The organism is Mycolicibacterium alvei, from assembly GCF_010727325.1.
Taxonomy (GTDB): Bacteria; Actinomycetota; Actinomycetes; order Mycobacteriales; family Mycobacteriaceae; genus Mycobacterium; species Mycobacterium alvei.
Genome location: NZ_AP022565.1, coordinates 217,705 through 231,710, shown reverse-complemented (window position 1 = coordinate 231,710; position 14,006 = coordinate 217,705). Strand labels below are relative to the sequence as shown.

The following is a 14,006-nucleotide window of genomic DNA, read 5'->3' as shown; positions in this document are numbered from 1 at the left end:
AGAAGGGTTCGGCGAGCGATGCCGTAACACACGCGGGATCTGCGACTGGGACGTCGGGTCGACAGCGCGGTGGCCGGTAATACCATCCAAACTCCTTCGGGCTATTTCGGCGATCCCAGGGCGGCAAGCAGTTTCACCAGATGTCCGAAGGCGTCGGTGAACGGGCGTGCAGGCACGGACGGATCGATGGCCCGCTGGATGCCCAGGCCGATCCCGGCGCTGAGCAGCAGACTCCCGAGGTCCTCCAGGCTCGCGGCCACGTCGCTGTTCACCAGTTGCGCTTCGGTGAGGCCGAGTTCGGCAGACATCGACCTGACTACGTCGAGGACCATCTGCGCGGCTTCGTTGCGCAGGGCTGTGATCATCTGCGAAAGCTCGGGATTGTTCCGCGACAGCACCGCGAATTCGAGTTCCAGCATCGTCCAGCCGACATCGCCTGCGGTGCGCTCCAGCCAGGCGCTCAACGCCTCCACACGAGTGTCCAGCTCGGCGTCGGATATCGCGAGTTCGGCCATCTCGGCGAACTTCTCACGGTGGATCAGCTCGAGGACATCGCGGCACAGGTTGGGCTTGCTGCCGAAGTTCGAGTACACCGCGCCCTTTGAGAAACCCGCGTCGTCGGCGATGTCTTCGAGGCTCGTGGCGGCATAGCCGTGACGCAGGAAGCGCTGCTTGGCGGCCTCCAAAAGCTCGGCCCGCGTCCGTTCCTGGCGTTCAGCCCTGGTCAGCCGCGGCATGCGCCGATGATAGATCGAAGCGGACTCTGGGTATTGAACCAACTCAAAGTATTCAGATACCGTGAGTATTTGAATTATCGGGAGATGACTTCAGGGGAGGCGTGACGTGCGGTTTTCACGGCGGGAGGAGTCGGTGGACGGGGCGGTCGTCATCGTCACCGGCGCTGCACGCGGCATCGGTGCCAAGACCGCGGAGCTGTTCTCCGCCCGTGGGGCCACGGTGTGGCTCGGCGATGTCGACGCGGATGTGGCCGCGACGATCGCAGCCGGCCTCCCCCGCTGCCGGGCGGCATACCTCGACGTCACGCGGCGGTCGTCGTGGGATCGATTCGTCGCTGACGCCGTCAGGGAATCGGGCGGCATCGACATCCTGGTCAACAACGCCGGGGTCATGCCGCTGGGTGCGTTCGACGCCGAGACCGAGTCCACGACCGACCTGATCCTCGACGTCAACGTGCGCGGCGTCCTGAACGGCATGCGCGCCCTGATCCCGTCGATGGTGGCCCGCGGCCGCGGTCACGTCATCAATGTGGCGTCGATGGCGGGCATGATCCCGATTCCCGGCATGGTCACCTACAACGCCAGCAAGTTCGCCGCACTGGGCGCTTCACTGGCTGCACGTCGTGAGTACGCAGGCACCGGGGTGTCCGTGTCGGCCGTGCTGCCGTCGGCGGTTCGCACCGAGCTCACCTCGGGTGTGCAACTCGGAAGCGGCCTTCCCACTGTGGATCCCGATGCCGTCGCCCGCGCGATCCTCAAGACCGTCCGCACCCGAGCTGCCCGCACGTCGGTACCGGGTTGGATCGCCCCCGGCTGGGCCCTCGTCGACGCCCTGGTACCCGAAGCGCTCCAGAACGCAGTGCGTACCAGGATCGATGACCGCCGCGCCCTGACCAAACTCGACGAGCAGAGCCGGTCCGCATACCTGCAGCGTATCGACCGGCAGGCGAAAGCTCATGCCGCGCAGCCCGATTCCGGGGCGAAACGATGAGCCGAGAGGTCCGCATCGTCATCACCGGCGCCGGGATGGCCGGTATCGCCACGGCCTACACGCTCAAACAAGCCGGATTCACGAATTTCACGATCCTGGAGAAGGGTTCCGACGTCGGCGGCGTCTGGCACTGGAACCGCTACCCGGGGCTCACCTGCGATGTACCGTCGCAGATCTACCAGTTCGGCTTCGCACCGAAACCGAACTGGAGCCACATCTGGGCCAGCGGTGAGGACATCCAGCACTACCACCGCGACGTCGTCGAGCGTTTCGGACTCGACACCCATCTGCGGTGCAACACCGAAGTCACCGAAGCGCGTTACGACAGCACCACGACGTCGTGGACGCTCACCACCGGCGACGGAGACACGCTGACAGCGGATTTCGTCATCTGCGCCACCGGCGTGCTGCATCACCCCTCGATACCCGAGATTCCCGGCATGGACAGTTTCGGCGGACAGATCATGCATACCGCGCGGTGGGATCCGGAGGTGGTGACCGAGGGCAGGCGCATCGCGGTGATCGGTACGGGATCGACCGGTGTGCAGGTGGTTTCGGCGTTGCAGCCGAAGGCCCGCACGCTGTTGCACTTCGCCCGATCGCCGCAGTGGATCCTGTGGGCACCGATGTCGCTGCGCCAGTCGTCGGTGCTTGCCGGGGTGCTGCGCCGGCGACCGGGATGGCACGACGTTCTCTTCCGGCGCCTGCAGTGGGTAGCCAATATCCTCGCCGACGTCGTCACCACACCGTCATGGCGGCGCACGCTGGTGCAGTCCTATGCGCGCTGGAGCCTGGCTGCCCAGGTCCGCGACTCCGCACTTCGCGCCAAGCTCACCCCGGACTACGAACCCCTGTGCAAACGGCAGGTGGTCTCGGGCTCGTACTACCGCGCCATCAAGCGTCCCAACGCCACCCTGATCGACGATCCCATCCAGGAGTTCACCGCAACCGGCATCCGCACCGCCAACGGCATCCACCACGACGTGGATATCGTGGTGCTGGCCACCGGATTTCAGGCGCACAACTACATGCGCCCGATGAACATCGTGGGTCGTGACGGCATCACGCTCGACGATGCGTGGGTCAAAGGCCCACGCGCCTATCGAATGACGGCGATCCCCGGCTTTCCCAACCTGTTCACCGTGCTGGGCCCGAACTCGCCGACCGGATCGATCCCGCTGCAGTACTCCGCCGAACTCACCGCCGGCTACATCGTGGCCTGGCTCAAGCGGTTTGCGAACGCCGAACTCTCCGAGGTCGAGGTCACCGAGCAGGCCACCGACGAATTCAACGCCGCGGTTGCCGACGGCCTCGGTCCGACGGTGTGGAACACCGGGTGCAATTCGTGGTACTTCACCGACGCCGGAACCATCGACCTGTGGCCCTTCGATCGGGCCACCCTCACCCGCATGCTGTCCACCCCGGACCCCGCCCACTACCGCATCAGGTAACCGCGAAGGCCCGCGGTCGAGGCCACATTCGGCGATTTGGCGTGTTTGCCCGACACCGTGAACGGTACGGGGTAGGTTTCGTCTGGGCCGGGGTAAAGACTGAGTGGACTGGTACGGAGCGTCATGGAATCGACCAAATACATCGGCCGCGTCGGCGCACTGGCCGTTGCTCTCGGCATCGGAACTGCCCTGACCTCCGGGACCGGAATCGCCTGGGCCGAAGACGGGTCGGGCAACCCTGGCACATCGACCGCGGGCAACTCTGATGGCTCGACCTCAAGTCCGGGGACGAAGAAGCGCCCGAGCAAAACCACCGGCACCAAGAAGCCGGCTGCCACCCCGTCCGGTGCGCTGTCGAAGATCGGCGAGCGGATCCGCAAGGATGTCGAGTCCGGCCGCAACGACGTCGGTGATGCGATCAAGCAGACGCAGAGCCGTCTGGACTCCGCCCGCACGCCGCTGCAGAACCGGACGACCAAGGTCCGGAGCAAGATTCAGGGCACACTCAACAATGCCCCCGATGTCGGCACGAAGGCCGACCCCGACAAGAAGGGCGACCACACCGATACCGCCCGGATCGCCCCGGAAGCTGTGACCTCTGCACCCGATCGGCAGCGCACGTTGCGACCCAGCACCGTGGTGGTACGTCTCAAGGAGGCGGCCCAGGACATCGACCGCCGCGGCCGCGACACCGTGTCGACAGTGCGCACCGAGGTCACGTCGTTCGACGCCCCCGCCGTCGTGCAGAAGAGCACCGTTGTCCCGCAGGCACTTCCCTCGACACCCGAGCCCACCGCGCCCGAGGTGACCGCACAGCCAGTGGTCTCGGCCCTGCTGGGAGTGGTCGGCCTGGCACCGTTCGGCGCGGGCACCAGCCCGGTCGGCCCGGGCCAGTCCCCCGCACTGTGGGCCATGATGGCCTGGACCCGTAAGGAATTCGAGCGGTCGATCAACCCGCTGAGTTCCCGCGTCATCTCGGCCAACGATGCCGCCTCGACGGTGGCCGAGGGCGACATCCAGCCGATGACGGCGGCCGCCCCCAATGCAGCGGTGCAGACCGATGATCTGACACCCAAGCCTGAGGTCCCGGCGTCGTTGGCAGATGCCACCATCAAGCTCCCGTGGGTCACCGGGTCCGGCGTCACCGATCACTGGTACGTCGCGGGCACCGATCTGGGCATCATGTGGGACAGCGGCTATACCGATCCCGTGACCGGAAAACCGGTGATCTACACGTTGTTCGGCGATACCTACAGCGCGCCGGGAATGACCGGCGACTGGCGCAACAACGTGTTGTTCCGCACTTCCGACACCGATATGTCCAACGGTCTGCAGTTCAGCGACGCGCTGATCCACGCAGGGGCGGGACCCGGCAATCCCGGCACGCCGACGTGGTACGGCACCGGCGGCGATCCGGCCGGCGCCGCCCAGATCATCTACGATCCGGGCGGCCTCAACGGACTGTTCGGCACCACGTACACGATGATCCCGACGTCGGCGATCGCGATCGAAAACCCCGGCGCCGTGGGCGGTTACCGGCAGTACGCCACGGTAATGTCGGTCCGGACCTGGGACAACCCGGGCAGTTGGACCACCAACTACTCGGCGATCGCCTACTCCGACGACGGCGGCAAGACCTGGGTCGTCGACCGTGACACCGTGCGTTCCTCGGGCTGGCTCCGTGCGGGCCCGGCCTATGTCCCGGGCGACGAGCATTTCCAGCAGAACGCGCTGGTGATGTCGGACGACCCGACCGACCCGTACGTCTACGTGTACGGAACCCCGTCTGGCCGGCAGGGGTCGGCCTACATGGCCCGCGTGAAAAAGGATCAGATCGCCAACCTGGACGCCTACGAGTACTGGGCGGGTGAGAATTCCAGCGGCACCGGGAAGTGGGTGACCGGCGACCCGTCGGCGGCGGTTCCGGTGTTCGGCTCCAGCAGTACCGATTTCCTGCCGACGCTGTACAAGGTGGCGGATTTCTTCACGTTCGGATTGTTCACCAAGATCGCCAACGGCATCTGGGTCGGCGGTCTGCCCACCAACGGCAATGTCAGCGAAATGTCGGTGCAGTACAACGAGTATCTGGGCAAGTACGTCGTGCTCTACACCGACGGCGGCAACAACGTGGTGATGCGGGTGTCGGATTCACCGCAGGGTGAATGGTCGGATACCACGACGCTGGTGAAGAACAACCTGACGTCCGATTCCGGCATGTACGCGCCGATGGTCCACCCGATGTCGGGTACCGACTATTTCAACACCGTCGACGAGAACGGCGATGTGGTGCAGGACAACTCGCAATACCTGTACTACAACCTGTCCTACTGGGGTGATTACAACGTGCGGTTGATGCGTACCGACCTGTCGCCGATGAAGACGGTTTCGGTGTAGACGGATGTCTCGCGCGTCGGCGTTGAGTGCGGCGGGCCTCATCGTGGCTGTCGCACTCAGCACGAGTGCGTGCGCACACGCAGAACCCGAACCGGTGCCGCAGGGGCCAGCCGACACCACGGCACCTCAACCAGACTCGGCGTGCACCGAAAGCCTTGCCGGGGCACTGACACCAGCAGACCCCGGGCAACTCGGCAACAATCGGCGCTTGCTGTTGTGCGATGGGGCCAACTGGCAGACATTCGGTGGCCCGTATCCCTCATCGGACCACTGGCTGACCACCGGGCCCCCGGTGATCCTGCACGGTCAGGGCCGGCGGAACCCGGAAGCCCATGCGGGTACCTGGACGGCGACACCGCAGACCGCCGAGGCACGGTGCAACGTCGAAGTTGTCGACGTCCTGGGCGCAGGCGAGACGTCGGAGCCCGAGACGTTCAGTGCTGAACCGGGACAGTCGCTGACCTTCCAGGTCAGCGACCATATGTTCACGACGAAGCTCAGCGGCTACTGCCTCTGGGCGCGTAGCTGACGAACTATCCCACGCCCCGGTTCAGCCAGGACACCTCGCCGCCGTCACCACCGTCGCGGTAGGGCTCCAGAGACTCGTCCCATGCCGTACCGAGGACGGTGTCGAGTTCGGCCGCCAACATGTCGGCGCCGCCGGCCATCAGGGACCGCAATCGCATCTCACCGACCATCACATCGCCGTTGGCACTCATGGCACCACTCCACAGACCGAGTTGGGGGGTGTGGCACCAGCGGTGTCCGTCCACGCCGGTACTGGGATCCTCGGTCACCTCGAAGCGCAGCACTGACCATGAGCGCAGGGCATTGGCCAACTGCGCCCCGGTGCCGACGGGCCCAACCCAGTTGGTCACCGCACGCAACTGGCCGGGCATGGCCGGTTGCGGCGTCCACTTGAGGTTCGCTCGCGCCGACAGGGTCGACGACAACGCCCACTCAACGTGAGGGCATACCGCTGCGGGTGAGGCATGGACATACACCACGCCTGTCGCCGCATCGGCGAACTGGTTCGACGCACGCATCTGCTACTCCTTCGGATACGAGGGACGTCTTCCCCAACGGCCTGGTATTCCGATCGAGCATGCAGTTGTCTGTGTCGCGCGTGTCTATTGTGCCCTGTGAGGCCAGTGTTGCGCTAGTCTGTCCCGCTTTCTCTCAGCACACCATCAGAAATTGCCGGCCACAGTGGGTAGGTCCAGTCCCCGAAGTCGCGGTCGGTCAGCACCACCAAGGCCAGGTCAGCGGCCGGATCGACCCACAGAAAGGTCCCCGACTGGCCGAAATGACCGAAGGTGCGCGGCGAGTTTGCCGAGCCGGTCCAGTGCGGCGTTTTACCGTCTCGGAGCTCGAACCCCAGCCCCCAGTCGTTGGGGCGTTGCACCCCGAAGCCGGGCAACACCCCGCCGAGTCCGGGAAACTGCACCGTCACTGCGTCGTCGTGCAGTTGCTGTGACACCAGTGCCGGCCGAAGCAACTCGGCGGCGAACTCCGCGAGGTCGGCAACGGTCGATACGCCGCCGAACCCGGCCGCCTGCGTCCCACCCAACAACGTCGACGTGGACATCTGCAGCGGCGCGAACACTGCCTCGGTCAGATAGCGGCCGAACTCGATGTCGGTGGCGTCCTCGACGGCGCGGGCCAACAGTTCGAACCCGTAGTTCGAATAGATCCGACGCTGCCCCGGCCGGGCGAGCACCTCGGCCGAACGCATGGACACCCCCGACGCATGGGCCAGCAGGTGGCGGATCGTCGAACCGGGTGGGCCGGCCGGGGTGTCGAGTTCGACCGCGCCCTCTTCGATCGCGATCTGGGTGGCGCGCGCCACGAGCGGTTTGGTCACCGAGGCCAACGTGAAGGTCTTGCTCGTATCGCCGTGGGCCGCCAGGACCCCGGACGGGCCCACCACAGCCGCGGCGGCCGAGTCGGCCGGCCAGGTATCGATTACGCGGAGGACTTCGGCGACACTCATCGCGGCCAAATCTATCCGGCACGCCCCCGACTCGCCGCCAGGCTCCGCGAAAGCAATTCCTCGACCATGCCCGCCGCCACCGCATCCACGTCGGCGACCAGGCGACGCAGGCCGACCACGCGCCGGACCAGATCCCGCGGATCGGGGTCGGCAACCGCCGACAACCGGTGCACGTCCAAGACCGCGCGGTACGCCGACTCGGTGGAGTCCGGTTCGGTGGCCTCACACCACCGCTGCATGGACTGCGTCCACGACGTCAACCGATCCCCGGCACCCCGGCGGTGCGCCAGGCTCAACGCCCGCCGGTAGACGTCGGCCGCCCACTCCACCGGCACAGGCTCGTCGAGCACCGGCAACAGCACCTGATCGAGCGCCTGGTATCCGGCCGGGTCGCCGGCAGCGACAGCCGCCATACCGCCGAGCGCCCGCGACAGCGCGGCCAGGGCGGCATCGTCCAAGTCCTGCGCGAGGGCGGACAATTGTCGTGTCGCAGCGCGGAATTGGTCGTGATCTCCGGTGTCGGCCGCCGTCGCAGCGAGTAGGTACGCCAGGTAGCCGTGCGCGGCGGTCTGCGGGACGCCGTCGAGCAGTACCTGCGCTCGTTGTCCCCAACTGCCCGCCAGCGCCACGTGACCCCGGGCCAGCCAGGCCAGGCCGAGTTCGGCTGCCTTCATCGCCGCCTGTACCGGGTCCGTGCGTAGCAGGCGGGTGTGCACCTGTTCGTTGATCCGCACGGATTCGCGACCATGGCCGTGCCGCCAGGCCGCCGCGGCGTACACGGCAAGATCGTCGGTGTCGAGGGCCTGTACCCCGTCGACACGGCTGAAGGATTCGTAGCTGGTGCGCCAGTCATTTCGCCGATATGCCGAGCGTGCGACCACCAGCAGTTGGGTTCGATCGTCAACCACAACCCACGGTAACGCGAGGATGCTCCGGCGGGCCGGGATTCGGCGGACGATGAGCACCGGCCAGCAATTGGACACCTGTCCGGTTTCGATTAAGTTGTAGGCATGAGCCAGACGGTGCGAGGTGTGATTTCCCGGTCCAAAGGTCAGCCGGTCGAACTGGTCGACATAGTCATCCCCGATCCGGGTCCCGGTGAGGTGGTGGTCGACATCATCGCGTGCGGGGTGTGCCACACCGACCTGACCTACCGCGAGGGCGGCATCAACGACGAATACCCGTTCCTGTTGGGCCACGAAGCCGCGGGCACGGTCGAGGTTGTCGGCGAGGGCGTCACCCACGTCGAGCCCGGCGACTTCGTGATCCTGAACTGGCGCGCGGTGTGTGGGGAATGCCGCGCCTGCAAGCGCGGTCGCCCGCAGCTGTGCTTCGACACTCACAACGCCACCCAGAAGATGACGCTGACCGACGGCACCGAGCTGACCCCGGCGCTGGGCATCGGCGCGTTCGCCGACAAGACCCTGGTGCACGAAGGTCAGTGCACCAAGGTCGATTCGGCGGCAGACCCGGCGGTGGCGGGCCTGCTGGGCTGCGGCGTGATGGCCGGCATCGGCGCGGCGATCAACACCGGCGCCGTCACGCGTGATGACACCGTCGCGGTCATCGGCTGTGGCGGCGTGGGCGATGCCGCGATCGCCGGTGCCGCCCTGGTCGGCGCGAAGAAGATCATCGCCGTCGACACCGACAACAAGAAGCTGAACTGGGCCCGCGATTTCGGGGCCACCCACACCATCAACGCCCGTGAGCTCGACGCGATCGAGACCATCCAGGATCTGACCGACGGCTTCGGGGCCGACGTCGTCATCGATGCGGTCGGCCGCCCCGAAACCTGGAAGCAGGCCTTCTACGCGCGTGACCTGGCCGGCACCGTGGTGCTGGTCGGCGTCCCGACCCCGGACATGAAGCTGGAGATGCCGCTGGTCGACTTCTTCTCCCGCGGCGGATCTTTGAAGTCCTCCTGGTACGGCGACTGCCTGCCCGAGCGCGACTTCCCCACCCTGATCTCGCACTACCTGCAGGGCCGACTGCCATTGGAAAAGTTCGTCTCCGAGCGCATCGGCCTGGATGCGATCGAGGATGCGTTCCACAAGATGCACGCCGGAGAGGTGCTGCGTTCCGTGGTGGTGCTGAAGAAATGAGCGCACCCTCTCAAATTCAGCGTGTCGTCACCAGCGGGAAGTTCGAACTCGACGGCGGAAGCTGGGACGTCGACAACAACATCTGGATCGTCGGTGACGACAAAGATGTGGTGGTGTTCGACGCGGCCCACACCGCCGCCCCGATCATCGAGGCCGTGGGTGGCCGCAACGTCGTCGCGGTGGTCTGCACACACGGCCACAACGACCACATCACCGTCGCACCCGAACTGGGCAAGGCACTGGACGCGCCGGTGCTGCTGCACCCGGCCGACGAGATGCTGTGGCGGGTCGTGCACCCCGACAGCGAATTCCGCACCGTCGAAGACGGTCTCGTGTTGCGGGCCGGTGGCATCGAACTGCACGCTCTGCACACCCCCGGGCACTCGCCCGGATCGGTCTGCTGGTCGATCCCCGAACTGAACGCGGTGGTCTCCGGCGACACCCTGTTCCAGGGCGGGCCGGGTGCCACCGGACGGTCGTTCTCGGACTTCCCCACCATCCTGGACTCCATCTCCAAACGGTTGGGAATGCTGCCCGGCGAGACGGTCGTCTACACCGGCCACGGTGACACCACCACCATCGGCGACGAGATCGTCCACTACGACGAGTGGGTCGCGCGCGGGCACTGACGCCGGGTCGCGAGCACGCTGAGCTCAGTTCTCCAGGATTCGGCGCTTCTCCGCCTTGAACTCGGCCTCGGTCAGTGCGCCGGTATCACGCAGGGCAGCAATCGTTTTGAGCTGTTCGAGCCTGACCGCCTGGTCGGTGGGTTGGTAGCTGACCGGCTGATAACCGGTCGGCGGCGCCGGCTCTGGTGGCATTGGCTCAAGTCCCAGAGCCGAGATGGGGCGTGGCCGCTTGTTCACCCGCGCCGACCACCTCACGCTGCAGATCAGTGCCAGCACACCCACTGCGGCGAGTCCGCCGAACAGCCAGGGCAGCCATCCGTATCGACTGCCGTGCCCGAAGGCCAGCCACGGATCGATATAGCCCTGGACTTGGCCGTCGACGCTGATCTCGTAGGCACCGGCACTGGATACCTGCATCACCCACACCCGCACCCGAGCGTCGTTGTTCACCGTGGTTGTCCCGCCGATGCTTTCGGTCAGCACCGGATCGGCGGCCCCCTCTGGTGCGGACACGTGCAGTTGCAGTGGCGGAACCGGCAGACGGGCTCCGGTTCCGGTGACCATGGTGTGGAGGCTGATCGTCACCTCACCCTGCGGCAAATCCAGGCTGGCGCTCCCCGGGATCGGCACCTCGCCGTAGGCGTCGTATCTGTCCAGAACGAACGCGTTCAGGAAGATCGTTACGAACAGGCCGACAAAGCCGATGACGAGGGTGGAGGTCGATAGCACGGTCGCGGCGCGTGGAGCAGACCGACGGCTGATCATGGCCGAAGTTTGTCATAGCCGGCCGGGTGCGGGTTACCGTCGGGGTATGCCTCGCCACGAGACGGAGAGCGCCGAGACCACCGGCCCGGCACGCCGGTTGGCGCTGCGCTACTGGGTGGCACTGATCCTGGTCGCCCTCGCCGCGATCTTCGTCGCGCAGAACCGCGATCGGGTGGGCGTGCACGTGCTGTGGGTGACGGTCGAGTCGCCGATGTGGTTCATCTTGGTCATCATTTTCGTCATGGGCCTTCTCATCGGACTGCTGCTGCGCCGACGACGGCGAACCTGATCATGGCCAAGCCGCGCCGAACCACACCCCGCCCGCACACCGCCGGAATGAGTTCGGCGATCAAGCTTCTCGAGCTGGCCGCGCATACGGTGCCGATCCCGACACCGCCACACCCCGTCGTCATCGCCGACTACGGGGCCGGCACCGCGCAGAATTCGATGCAACCGATCAACGCCGCCATCGCCGCCGTGCGTCGCCGCACCCGCCCCGAGCACTCGATTCTGGTCACGCACACCGATGTCGCCGACAACGACTTCTCCACGATGTTCCGGATCCTGGAGGAGGATCCGGAGTCCTATCGGCACCGGGATTCGGCCGCCTTCAGTTCGGCCATCGGCCGGTCGTTCTACAGCCAGATCCTGCCGTCGAACAGTGTGCACCTGGGCTGGTCGGCATGGGCGGTAGCGCGACTGAGCACGGTGCCGATGCCGGTCACCGATCACGTCGTCGCGGCCTACAGCAACGATGCGCAGGTGCGCGGCGCCTATGCCAGGCAGGCAGCGCACGACTGGCACGAGTTCATCGCGTTCCGCGGCCGCGAACTGTGCCCGGGTGGTCGCCTCGTGGTGTTGACGACGGCACTGGACGATGAGGGTGACTTGGGCTATCGCCCGTTGTTCCGCGCCGTCACCCGAGCACTGACCGAGCTGATTGCGACCGGTGTGGTGAGCACTGAGGAGGCGGCCCGGATGTCGCTACCGATCGCCGGACGGCGTGCAGTGGATTTCACCGCACCGTTCGCGCCCTCGGGCCGGTTCGAACGGTTGGAGATCCAGCACGTCGAACTGATCGACGCCGAGGACCGAATCTTCAACGCCTACCGCAGTGACAGGGACGCAAGCGCTTTCGGCACCCGCTGGGCCGATTTCCTCAGGTTCACCGCATTCGCCGATCTGGGGGCTGCGCTGGAGGGTGCGCCGGACCGGCTGCCGGTGTTCTACGACCAACTGCATGCCGGCATCGCGGCGCAATTGTGCGCCGAGCCCGAGGAGATGCGCATTCCGATCGCCGCGGTGGTGCTGGAGAAGCGCCGTACGAGCCAGTGATCAACCCGGCGACCAGGTCGGCAGCGCGGCGTCGATCAGGTGCGGCCCGGGCTCGGCCAGCGCCGTCCGGAACTGGTCGGCAAGTTCCTCCGCGGTGGTGGCCCGGGTCGCCGGAACTCCGAATCCCTTTGCTATCGAGGCGAAGTCGATGTCGGGACGGCTCAGGTCGAGTAGTGAGCGCGACCGCTCCCCGTTCGCCTGGGTGCCCACCCGCAACAGCTCGAGCTGCAAGATGGCGTAGGCGTGGTTGTTCAGGATCACCACCGTGACGTCGAGTTGCTCGCGAGCCATCGTCCACAGTGCCGAAATGGTGTATGCGGCACTGCCGTCGGACTGCAGGGCGACGACGGGGCGGTCCGGTGCGGCGATCGCGGCACCCACTGCCACCGGGAGGCCCTGTCCGATAGCACCACCGGTCAGGGTGAGGACGTCGTGGCGCGGAGCCGACGCGGTGGCGGCCGGCAGGAACACGCCGCTGGTGTTGGCCTCGTCGGAAATGATCGCGTTCTCGGGTAGCAGCGCGGCGATCACCTGCGCCAGGTTCTGTGGATTGAGCGGACCCGTGGGCAACTCGGCGGGGCCGGGTTGCTGCGGGGCCGGCACCACCCCACCCAGTTCGTCGGCCAATACGGTCAGTTCATCCACGGCCAGCGCACAGACCTCGGCGCCGTCGGGCACCAACACACTCGGCTTGCCTGGATAGGCGAAGAACGACACCGGCGATTTCGCTCCGACCAACACCAGATGCGTTGCCCCGGAGAGCTGTTGGGTGGCCTGCTCGGCCAGGTAGCCGAGCCGTTCGATGGCAGGCACCCCCTGTCCACGGGCCAGCCGGGCCGGAAAGGTCTCGACCAGGACGCGCGCCCCGGTGGCCGCGCTGATCCGCGCCGCGGCCCGCAGACCGTCCGCGTGGGTCGCGATACCGCCGAGCAACACCACTGCACGCTCCCGCTGGGCTCGCAGCAGCTCGGCGGCCTGCGCGACGTCCATGGGCGGGTCGGCGTCGTCGGTTTCCGATCCCCCAATACCTTTGTCCGGCAAGGGGTTCTGCGGTGCGCTACCCCAGGAATAGTCGGCGGGAAGGATCAGGGTGGCGACCCGTCCGGGTGCGCGGGTCGCGCTGCGTACCGCGGCGTGGACGGCGGTGTCGAGGTCGGCGGATGATTCGGGCCGGTGCACCGACCCGTGCGTCCATCGCCCGAGTGCGTCGATATCGGATTCCAACGGCGCATCGAACCGTTGGTGGTAGGTCGCATGATCGCCGACGACGTTGACCACCGGCGTGAACGCGCGCCGGGCGTTGTGCAGGTTGGCCAGGCCGTTGGCCATTCCGGGGCCGAGGTGCAGCAGGGTCGCCGCGGGGGTGCCGGAGATGCGGGCGTACCCGTCGGCAGCCCCGGTGGCGACACCTTCGAACAGGCACAGCACCGGACGCATGGCCGGAGCGGCATCCAGCGCGGCGACGAAATGCATCTCCGAGGTGCCCGGGTTGGCGAAGCACACATCGACGCCTTCGGCGAGCAGACGGTTCACCACCACTTCGGCGCCGGTACTCAGCTCAGGGTGTTCACTGGGGTCGCCCACCCGGCCCATCGTGGTCGCTGTCGCC

The 14,006-nt window shown here is 66.6% G+C and carries 14 protein-coding genes; 8 read left to right on the top strand and 6 right to left on the bottom strand.

The genetic code is table 11. From position 1 onward, the window contains the following. Positions 1-101: 101 nt before the first annotated feature. Positions 102-737, bottom strand: coding sequence for a TetR/AcrR family transcriptional regulator (locus G6N44_RS01035; RefSeq protein WP_163660344.1), 636 nt, complete (start codon positions 735-737; stop codon positions 102-104). Between the two features lie 106 nt (positions 738-843). Between G6N44_RS01035 and G6N44_RS01030 the strand changes: the two genes are divergently transcribed. The 4 genes from G6N44_RS01030 (at position 844) to G6N44_RS01015 (ending at position 6,102) form a co-directional block, all read left to right on the top strand. After that, entirely contained in the window at positions 844-1,728 is an 885-nt protein-coding gene (locus G6N44_RS01030; RefSeq protein WP_170309376.1) for an SDR family oxidoreductase, read from the top strand. Continuing rightward, a complete protein-coding gene (locus G6N44_RS01025) occupies positions 1,725-3,179 on the top strand; it encodes a flavin-containing monooxygenase (RefSeq protein ID WP_163660342.1) in 1,455 nt (484 codons plus the stop codon). The genes G6N44_RS01030 and G6N44_RS01025 overlap by 4 nt, the downstream gene beginning before the upstream one ends. A gap of 123 nt (positions 3,180-3,302) precedes the next feature. After that, positions 3,303-5,573, top strand: a complete 2,271-nt coding sequence (locus G6N44_RS01020) for a glycoside hydrolase family 183 protein (RefSeq protein WP_163660340.1) — start codon at positions 3,303-3,305, stop codon at positions 5,571-5,573. Between the two features lie 4 nt (positions 5,574-5,577). Next, the gene (locus G6N44_RS01015) at positions 5,578-6,102 is read left to right on the top strand and encodes a hypothetical protein (protein ID WP_163660338.1); all 525 of its coding nucleotides are present in this window, start codon (positions 5,578-5,580) and stop codon (positions 6,100-6,102) included. Between the two features lie 4 nt (positions 6,103-6,106). Here G6N44_RS01015 and G6N44_RS01010 read toward each other — a convergent pair whose 3' ends face one another. The 3 genes from G6N44_RS01010 to G6N44_RS01000 all read right to left on the bottom strand — a co-directional run bounded on the left by G6N44_RS01010 (position 6,107) and on the right by G6N44_RS01000 (position 8,474). Further along, positions 6,107-6,619 (bottom strand): DUF3145 domain-containing protein, encoded by a 513-nt coding sequence (locus G6N44_RS01010; protein WP_163660336.1) that lies wholly within the window; start codon positions 6,617-6,619, stop codon positions 6,107-6,109. A gap of 113 nt (positions 6,620-6,732) precedes the next feature. Further along, positions 6,733-7,566 (bottom strand): serine hydrolase domain-containing protein, encoded by an 834-nt coding sequence (locus tag G6N44_RS01005; protein WP_163660334.1) that lies wholly within the window; start codon positions 7,564-7,566, stop codon positions 6,733-6,735. 11 nt (positions 7,567-7,577) lie between these two features. Beyond that, the gene (locus G6N44_RS01000; protein WP_179964457.1) at positions 7,578-8,474 is read right to left on the bottom strand and encodes a chemotaxis protein CheY; all 897 of its coding nucleotides are present in this window, start codon (positions 8,472-8,474) and stop codon (positions 7,578-7,580) included. A 102-nt stretch (positions 8,475-8,576) separates the two neighbouring features. Here G6N44_RS01000 and G6N44_RS00995 point away from each other — a divergent pair, with 102 nt between their 5' ends. Further along, on the top strand, positions 8,577-9,668 hold the full coding sequence (locus tag G6N44_RS00995; RefSeq protein WP_163660332.1) for an S-(hydroxymethyl)mycothiol dehydrogenase: 1,092 nt from the start codon (positions 8,577-8,579) through the stop codon (positions 9,666-9,668). Further along, complete coding sequence (locus G6N44_RS00990) at positions 9,665-10,297, top strand: MBL fold metallo-hydrolase (protein WP_163660330.1); 633 nt, start codon at positions 9,665-9,667, stop codon at positions 10,295-10,297. The genes G6N44_RS00995 and G6N44_RS00990 overlap by 4 nt, the downstream gene beginning before the upstream one ends. A gap of 24 nt (positions 10,298-10,321) precedes the next feature. Here G6N44_RS00990 and G6N44_RS00985 read toward each other — a convergent pair whose 3' ends face one another. Then, a complete protein-coding gene (locus G6N44_RS00985; RefSeq protein ID WP_163660327.1) occupies positions 10,322-11,062 on the bottom strand; it encodes an SHOCT domain-containing protein in 741 nt (246 codons plus the stop codon). Positions 11,063-11,108: 46 nt separating this feature from the next. Between G6N44_RS00985 and G6N44_RS00980 the strand changes: the two genes are divergently transcribed. Further along, positions 11,109-11,351 carry an LPXTG cell wall anchor domain-containing protein gene (locus G6N44_RS00980; protein WP_163660325.1) on the top strand — a complete coding sequence of 81 codons (243 nt, stop codon included), beginning with the start codon at positions 11,109-11,111 and terminating at the stop codon, positions 11,349-11,351. A 2-nt stretch (positions 11,352-11,353) separates the two neighbouring features. Further along, positions 11,354-12,397 (top strand): class I SAM-dependent methyltransferase, encoded by a 1,044-nt coding sequence (locus G6N44_RS00975; RefSeq protein ID WP_235682911.1) that lies wholly within the window; start codon positions 11,354-11,356, stop codon positions 12,395-12,397. Here G6N44_RS00975 and G6N44_RS00970 read toward each other — a convergent pair whose 3' ends face one another. Next, positions 12,398-13,954 (bottom strand): acetolactate synthase large subunit, encoded by a 1,557-nt coding sequence (locus G6N44_RS00970; protein WP_276039843.1) that lies wholly within the window; start codon positions 13,952-13,954, stop codon positions 12,398-12,400. It abuts the gene before it with no gap. Between the last annotated feature and the right edge of the window lie 52 nt (positions 13,955-14,006).

Excerpts from the sequence above, each read along its gene's own strand:
- G6N44_RS01010 (WP_163660336.1), bottom strand. The coding sequence starts at position 6,619 with ATGCGTGCGTCGAACCAGTTCGCCGATGCGGCGACAGGCGTGGTGTAT.
- G6N44_RS01015 (WP_163660338.1), top strand. The coding sequence starts at position 5,578 with ATGTCTCGCGCGTCGGCGTTGAGTGCGGCGGGCCTCATCGTGGCTGTC.
- G6N44_RS00985 (WP_163660327.1), bottom strand. The coding sequence starts at position 11,062 with ATGATCAGCCGTCGGTCTGCTCCACGCGCCGCGACCGTGCTATCGACC.
- G6N44_RS00995 (WP_163660332.1), top strand. The coding sequence starts at position 8,577 with ATGAGCCAGACGGTGCGAGGTGTGATTTCCCGGTCCAAAGGTCAGCCG.
- G6N44_RS01005 (WP_163660334.1), bottom strand. The coding sequence starts at position 7,566 with ATGAGTGTCGCCGAAGTCCTCCGCGTAATCGATACCTGGCCGGCCGAC.
- G6N44_RS00990 (WP_163660330.1), top strand. The coding sequence starts at position 9,665 with ATGAGCGCACCCTCTCAAATTCAGCGTGTCGTCACCAGCGGGAAGTTC.
- G6N44_RS01035 (WP_163660344.1), bottom strand. The coding sequence starts at position 737 with ATGCCGCGGCTGACCAGGGCTGAACGCCAGGAACGGACGCGGGCCGAG.
- G6N44_RS00980 (WP_163660325.1), top strand. The coding sequence starts at position 11,109 with ATGCCTCGCCACGAGACGGAGAGCGCCGAGACCACCGGCCCGGCACGC.
- G6N44_RS00975 (WP_235682911.1), top strand. The coding sequence starts at position 11,354 with ATGGCCAAGCCGCGCCGAACCACACCCCGCCCGCACACCGCCGGAATG.
- G6N44_RS01020 (WP_163660340.1), top strand. The coding sequence starts at position 3,303 with ATGGAATCGACCAAATACATCGGCCGCGTCGGCGCACTGGCCGTTGCT.
- G6N44_RS01025 (WP_163660342.1), top strand. The coding sequence starts at position 1,725 with ATGAGCCGAGAGGTCCGCATCGTCATCACCGGCGCCGGGATGGCCGGT.